At 46.9% G+C, this 6,797-nt stretch carries 6 protein-coding genes; all 6 read left to right on the top strand.

Features of this window, described 5'->3' with window-relative positions:
• The first annotated feature begins 674 nt into the window (after positions 1-674).
• The 6 genes from rpmH (at position 675) to mnmG (ending at position 6,796) form a co-directional block, all read left to right on the top strand.
• Positions 675-809 carry a 50S ribosomal protein L34 gene (gene rpmH, locus QU597_RS28730; RefSeq protein WP_019914530.1) on the top strand — a complete coding sequence of 45 codons (135 nt, stop codon included), beginning with the start codon at positions 675-677 and terminating at the stop codon, positions 807-809.
• Positions 810-1,246: 437 nt separating this feature from the next.
• Entirely contained in the window at positions 1,247-1,597 is a 351-nt protein-coding gene (gene rnpA, locus QU597_RS28725) for a ribonuclease P protein component (protein WP_206102614.1), read from the top strand.
• Positions 1,598-1,683: 86 nt separating this feature from the next.
• Positions 1,684-2,592, top strand: a complete 909-nt coding sequence (locus QU597_RS28720; RefSeq protein WP_206102613.1) for a YidC/Oxa1 family membrane protein insertase — start codon at positions 1,684-1,686, stop codon at positions 2,590-2,592.
• Positions 2,589-3,323 (top strand): RNA-binding cell elongation regulator Jag/EloR, encoded by a 735-nt coding sequence (gene jag / locus QU597_RS28715; RefSeq protein WP_206102612.1) that lies wholly within the window; start codon positions 2,589-2,591, stop codon positions 3,321-3,323. The genes QU597_RS28720 and jag overlap by 4 nt, the downstream gene beginning before the upstream one ends.
• Positions 3,324-3,443: 120 nt before the next feature.
• Positions 3,444-4,820, top strand: coding sequence for a tRNA uridine-5-carboxymethylaminomethyl(34) synthesis GTPase MnmE (gene mnmE, locus QU597_RS28710; RefSeq protein WP_310830859.1), 1,377 nt, complete (start codon positions 3,444-3,446; stop codon positions 4,818-4,820).
• A gap of 89 nt (positions 4,821-4,909) precedes the next feature.
• The gene (mnmG, locus tag QU597_RS28705; protein WP_310830858.1) at positions 4,910-6,796 is read left to right on the top strand and encodes a tRNA uridine-5-carboxymethylaminomethyl(34) synthesis enzyme MnmG; all 1,887 of its coding nucleotides are present in this window, start codon (positions 4,910-4,912) and stop codon (positions 6,794-6,796) included.
• Position 6,797 lies beyond the last annotated feature (1 nt).

The raw sequence follows: 6,797 nt of genomic DNA, 5'->3' as shown, positions 1-6,797 counted from the left end.
AGACTGTCACTCCTTTAAATCTTCCAAATGTGGCGTCAGCCATGAAGTGGAAATGTCGAAGAAAATGGGTTCGTGCTGAATCTTATCCCCAATATGCAATATCAAGAGACAAAAAAATATGGATAAATTTGAATTGTTCACAACTTTATCCACAGCTTGTTGATAATATAGAGAACAAACAAATCTATTCACATTCAAAAGTAATACCATCATAGCAAAACCACCCTTGTTTTTCAATGAGCCGGGCCATTTTATCCACAAATTCAATCACTTGTGTATAATTTTTAAGAACAACACTACATATTGTTGATAATTTGTTTACCGTTCGACAGGTTCCGTCATAGCCCCTATTTTTTTATACACAGGTTGTGCTCACTTTTGTGGATGTGGATTTATTTTTTAGTCACAGGTGGATAACTGTGAAAGCTTGTGGATTAGTTTTTCGAATCGGAAGGACTGTGGATAAGCAATCTGCGGAGTGGTGGAGGGAGTACGGAGAAACGGTTGACTTTTAGGCCAATTCTGTGTTTAAATATATAAAGGTGTTTTCTGTGAGGATATGTCTCCAAATTTAATTGATAATACTTGTAGATACTGTCCCTACTCAAAAGAGCGGCTTAGACCGTTTCTGCTAATATGACAGTAATTAAGATCCTGTAAGGGAGGTGCAATACATGAGACCGACGTTCAAACCGAATGTGAGCAAACGCAAGAAGGTACATGGTTTCCGCAAAAGAATGAGCACGAAAAACGGCCGTAAAGTGCTGGCAGCCCGCCGCCTGAAAGGCAGAAAAGTTTTGAGTGCGTAAGTTAGGCCACTTAGGGACCACTACGGTGGTCCTTTTTTAAATATAAGGGGGCATAAATACAGAGCTGTATTTTTTGCTTCCTTATATAGGGCAGAAACGGAGATCGTCCTGTTATATGGAACAAAGCCGTTTTCTTATTTGTGAATGGACACTTTCTAGGCTCAGCAAAGGCTCATGGCTACACTTTGCGGGCCTTTTTTAGCAGTGAAGAAGAGCTAATATGTGTCACACTCTAAATGATCCCTCTCTAACTCGCAGAAACGGATACCTTCCTTACAAGGACGGCAAAGCCGTTTCTTCTTATGTATACGCAGATCGAAGGAAGAACATGCCTGATCCCGGACAAGCCGTTTATGGCGGCGGCCGGATGACTATACTAATTAGAAGATAAATTTCCGGAGCTTCCCTGAAGCCTGGTTTTTGAATAGGAGATTCCCGTGCACAAAAGTTTACGATTACGAAACCGTGCGGACTTCAGCCGCGTATACCGCCATGGGAAGTCATTTGCGAATCATCAGTTTGTTGTGTACTGGTTCAGCAGAAAAGAGGTGGAGCGGTTCCGGCTTGGTGTGTCGGTCAGCAAAAAGGTCGGAAACGCCGTTGTCCGCAACCGGATGAGACGACTGGTGAAGGAAATTATCCGTCATCACGAACCGGAAATTGCCGGCGGGCTGGATATGGTATTTATCGTAAGAAAAGGAGCCCTGAACATGGATTATGCGGAGCTCGAAAAAAGTGCCCTCCATGTACTGCGCAAAGCCAAGCTGCTCAAGGCCTCACGCAAGTAATGGCTGCGGAAGAGGCTTGTTTATTTGTATTCATAATTATGGTATGATTTACGGTGCAATGGAATGTTTAAGAGAGGGGTTTTGAAGTGTCTCTATTGAAGACTAAACGAGGAAAAATGTTTCTTCTCCTCGGGTTAATGGTTCTAATGATCGCTGTTCTGTCGGGATGCTCTCCGTCGTCGACTACAGTGACGCATACTACGGAGGATTTGAAAAACGGAGGCTTTTGGCAGAGTAATGTAGTATATTATTTCGCCATCGCCCTGGATACGTTCGCAAAGTGGTTTAATGGACAATATGGACTGGCCGTTCTTGTAATGGTTATTATTGTCCGTACGCTAATTTTGCCGCTTACCATGAAACAGGTAAAGAGCTCGCGTGCGATGCAGGCGATTCAACCGGAACTTGAGAAGATTAAGAAAAAATATAAAGATGAGCCCGAAAAGGTACAGCAGGAAACGATGCGCCTTTTCCAGGAAAACAAAGTTAACCCGATGGCAGGCTGTCTGCCGCTGATTGTGCAAATGCCAATTTTTATCGCGCTTTACAACTCGATTTATTATAACCCTGATCTGCGGGAGCATTCTTTCTTATGGCTTCAGCTCGGTAAACCTGACCATCTGTTCATTCTGCCATTGCTGGCTGCAGCAACTACGTTCCTGCAAACCCGCATGATGACCAAAATGAATCCGGTTCAGCAGCAGGGTCCGATGCAGTTCATGATGATGGTATACCCGGTATTGATCTTCATCATGTCGTACAACTTCCCTTCAGCACTGCCGTTGTACTGGTTCTACAGTAACCTTTACACCATTATCCAGAACTACTTCTTATACCGCAACAACGATAAGACCAAGTTGGCTGTCGCAACTGCCGGTACCGGCAAAGAAGTGAACCTTGTGAAGGGCAAGGATACAAGCGCCCGCAAGGATGTTACTCCCGCTGCAAAAGGCAATGGCGGCAAAGCAAAGAAGGGAGCCAAAAAGTCAAAATGAGCAAAGTCGTCGCAACAGGGAAAACCATTGAAGAAGCTGTAGAACGGGGACTTAACCAGCTTGGAGTTCAAAAGGACCGGGTCACGGTCAACGTACTTGAACAGCCGTCAAAAGGATTCCTTGGATTGATCGGTGCGAAAAGTGCCAAGGTGGAACTCACCTTGATTACCGAAGCCGCACCGGCGTCAGCGGCGAGTGCTCCGTCACTGCCTCAGCAGTCAACACGAGAGAGCAAACAGGAGGCTGGCGGCGGTGTGCCGCGCCAAGATTCCGGACAACCGGTGGAGGAAGCTTACCAAGAGGCCGTTCATTTCATTGTGGATGTCGCCAAGAGCATGGGGCTCACGGTGGAAGTGGAAATCGTTCATACCAAGGAATCGACCATTCTGCAAATCTCCGGTCCGGATCTCGGCCTCCTGATTGGCAGAAGAGGACAAACTCTCGATGCTCTGCAGTATTTGGCTAATATTGTGGCCAACCGTTATTCTGACAGTTTCATCCGTCTGGTGCTGGATGCGGAGAATTTCCGCGAACGCCGTAAGAAGACATTAGAAGAACTGGCTGACCGGTTGGCTGGCCGTGTAGTTCGAACCCGTAAAGAGGTTGTGCTGGAGCCCATGTCGCCGCAGGAGCGTAAGATCATTCACTCCAGGCTGCAGGATCATCGTCAAGTCAGCACGCTTAGCAAGGGTGAAGAACCTAACCGGCGCGTCGTTATAACATTGAAGTAGAGATAAATACAGCCGCAATGACTCCTTGACCAATGTAAGGGGTCATTGCTTTTTTTAAAACCATAAGAATTTAGTGCATTCACATTCTAAATTAAACACTATATTGAGGTGAGAAACAGCATGCTTAGTGACACCATTGCTGCCGTCTCGACGGCACTGGGCGAGGGTGGAATTGCAATTATCCGCGTGAGCGGACCGGAAGCTATATCTGAGGTTGCCCCTTTGTTCCGCAGTACAACCCCGCTTACGGAAGTTGCTTCCCATACCGTTCATTATGGCCATATTATTAACCCGGTGGACGGTGAACGAATGGAAGAGGTCCTGGTGACTGTAATGAAGGGACCACGGTCCTTCACAACAGAGGATGTAGTGGAGATCAGTGCCCATGGCGGAGTGATCTCAGTCAGAAGAGTGATGGATCTGCTTTTGCAGCAGAATATCCGATTAGCCGAGCCGGGTGAATTCACCAAGCGCGCTTTTCTGGGCGGACGGATTGATCTCTCTCAGGCGGAAGCGGTCATAGATTTGATTCGTTCTAAGTCGGACCGTGCATTTTCCGTTGCCCTGAAACAGGTCAGTGGATCGTTATCCGAGCGGATAAAGAGTTTGCGCCATACCCTTATAGAGACTCTGGCACACATTGAAGTGAATATTGATTATCCTGAGCATGATGTGGAAGAATTTACGGCTGAGTTCATTAAAGAGAAAAGCAGTGAGGTAATGGAAGGTATTAATAAGCTGCTGAAGACGGCCAATGAAGGGAAAATTCTGCGTGAAGGTATTACGACGGCAATTGTCGGCCGTCCTAATGTCGGCAAGTCCTCCTTGCTTAATGCGCTCGCCCGTGACAACAAAGCGATTGTGACTGATATTCCGGGAACAACGCGTGATGTAATAGAAGAATATGTAACGATCAACAATATCCCGCTGAAGCTGCTCGATACCGCAGGTATTCGGGAAACAATGGATGTCGTTGAGAAAATCGGTGTAGAACGTTCCAAGGCAGCTTTCAGTGATGCTGATCTGATCCTGCTTGTCCTTAATGCGAATGAAGAATTGCATGAGGATGAATTGGCACTAATGGAACAAATCCACGGTAGACAAGCCTTAGTCATCATGAATAAAATGGACTTACCGCCACGCCTGGACAAAGCCAAGCTGCTTACGTTCTTTGATGAATCGAGCATTGTGCCGATGTCAGTGCTGGAGGAGGAAGGGCTGGATAAGCTGGAGGAAGCCATTTCGGAGCTGTTTTTCGGCGGCAAACTGGAATCCGGTGACCTTACTTATGTCAGTAATGTGCGGCATATTGCCTTGCTCAAAAAAGCGTATAAATCGCTGCAGGATGCTTATGAAGCGGCTGATATGTTAGTTCCAATTGATATGATTCAAATTGACGTGCGTCTGGCTTGGGAACAGCTCGGAGAGATTATCGGTGATACCGCTGCAGATTCGCTGCTAGACCAGATTTTCTCGCAATTCTGTCTAGGCAAATAATATGTAGCAAGGGGTCCGGATGGGATCCTTGCTCTGCATAAAATTATATAATTCAGCTTGTTATACGAAGCTATTAGGAGGAATAAGAGATGAGCTATGAAGGAGGCAGCTATGACGTAGTGGTCATAGGCGCCGGTCATGCCGGCTGCGAAGCTGCACTGGCTGCAGCCCGGATGGGCTGCAACACTTTGATGATTACGATTAACCTGGATATGGTGGCATTCATGCCGTGTAATCCATCGATCGGCGGTCCGGCCAAAGGACATGTAGTCCGTGAAATCGATGCGCTTGGCGGAGAGATGGGCCGAAATATCGATAAGACTTTTATTCAGCTGCGGATGCTCAATACCGGTAAAGGACCGGCCGTTCATGCGCTGCGCGCGCAGGCGGATAAATTCCTTTATCAGCATGCCATGAAAGAAACGATGGAGAAGACGCCTAACCTGACGCTTCGTCAGGGGATGGTCGAGGAACTGATCGTTGAAGACGGACACTGTGCCGGTGTGATTACCAAGACTGGCACTATATACCGTAGTAAGACAGTTATATTGACCACCGGAACTTATTTGCGCGGAAAAGTAATTATGGGTGAGCTGACCTATGAGAGCGGGCCAAACAATCAGCAGCCTTCAGTTCGCCTATCGGAGAATCTGCGTGAGCTGGGCTTCGATCTGGTTCGCTTTAAGACAGGTACACCGCCGCGTGTGCATAAAGATACGATTGATTTCTCCAAGACAGAAATTCAGCCGGGTGATGATAAGCCGAAGTTCTTTTCTTTTGAAACCAAATCGTCGCAAAACGAACAGCTGCCTTGCTGGCTGACTTACACTTCTCCAGTGACGCATCAGATCATTAATGACAATCTTCACCGTGCTCCAATGTTTACCGGTATTATTGAAGGGACGGGTCCGCGCTACTGCCCTTCCATCGAAGACAAGGTGGTCCGGTTCAGCGACAAGTCGCAGCACCAGATTTTTCTTGAACCGGAAGGGAAAAACACTTCGGAGTACTATGTACAGGGTCTGTCCACTAGTCTGCCGGAGGATGTTCAATTAGCAGTGCTTCGCTCCATTCCAGGAATGGAAAAGGTAGAAATGATGCGCAACGGCTATGCGATTGAATATGATGCGATGGTGCCTACCCAGCTGTGGCCTTCACTCGAAACCAAACGTCTGCCGGGACTGTTCACTGCCGGCCAGATTAATGGTACATCGGGATATGAGGAAGCAGCAGGACAAGGCGTAATGGCCGGTATTAATGCTGCCCGTAAAGTGCAGGAGAAAGAACCGGTGGTTCTCGATCGTTCCCAAGGCTATATTGGAGTACTGATTGATGATCTGGTTACTAAAGGAACCAATGAGCCTTACCGTCTGCTTACCTCACGGGCAGAATACCGTTTGCTGCTTCGTCATGATAATGCCGACCTGCGGCTGACACCTATCGGCTATGAGATTGGTTTGATACCGCAGCAGCGTTATGAAGCCTTCCTTAATAAAAAGGAAACAGTCGAACGTGAAATTGTCCGGCTTAAAGAAACAAAAGTGAAACCCGTAGAAGTCAATGAAGCATTAGCAGCATTTGAGTCTGCAGCTATTGTAGATGGCAGTAACCTGCTTACTCTGATGCGCCGTCCTGAACTTGCTTACAGCTTTGTTGATCAAATATCTCCAGCCCCTGAAGTTCTTGATGAAGAGATGAAGGAGCAGGTAGAGATTCAGATTAAATATGCCGGATATATTGAGAAACAGCTGGCTCATGTGGAAAAGCTGCAAAAGATGGAAAAGAAGAAAATCCCTGATGATATTAACTATAATGAGATTCATGGGCTGGCTATGGAAGCCCGGCAGAAGCTGACGAAGATTGCCCCGATTTCTATCGGACAAGCTTCACGGATTGCCGGAGTCACACCGGCTGACATTTCGATTCTGCTTGTACACTTAGAGCATTATAACCGTGTTACGGCGGCGAAAGGATAAT

Origin of the sequence: Paenibacillus pedocola (assembly GCF_031599675.1) — a bacterium.
Lineage (GTDB): Bacteria > Bacillota > Bacilli > Paenibacillales > Paenibacillaceae > Paenibacillus_AQ > Paenibacillus_AQ pedocola.
The sequence above is the reverse complement of the archived record's forward strand: the minus strand, read 5'-3'. Positions and strand labels throughout refer to the sequence as shown.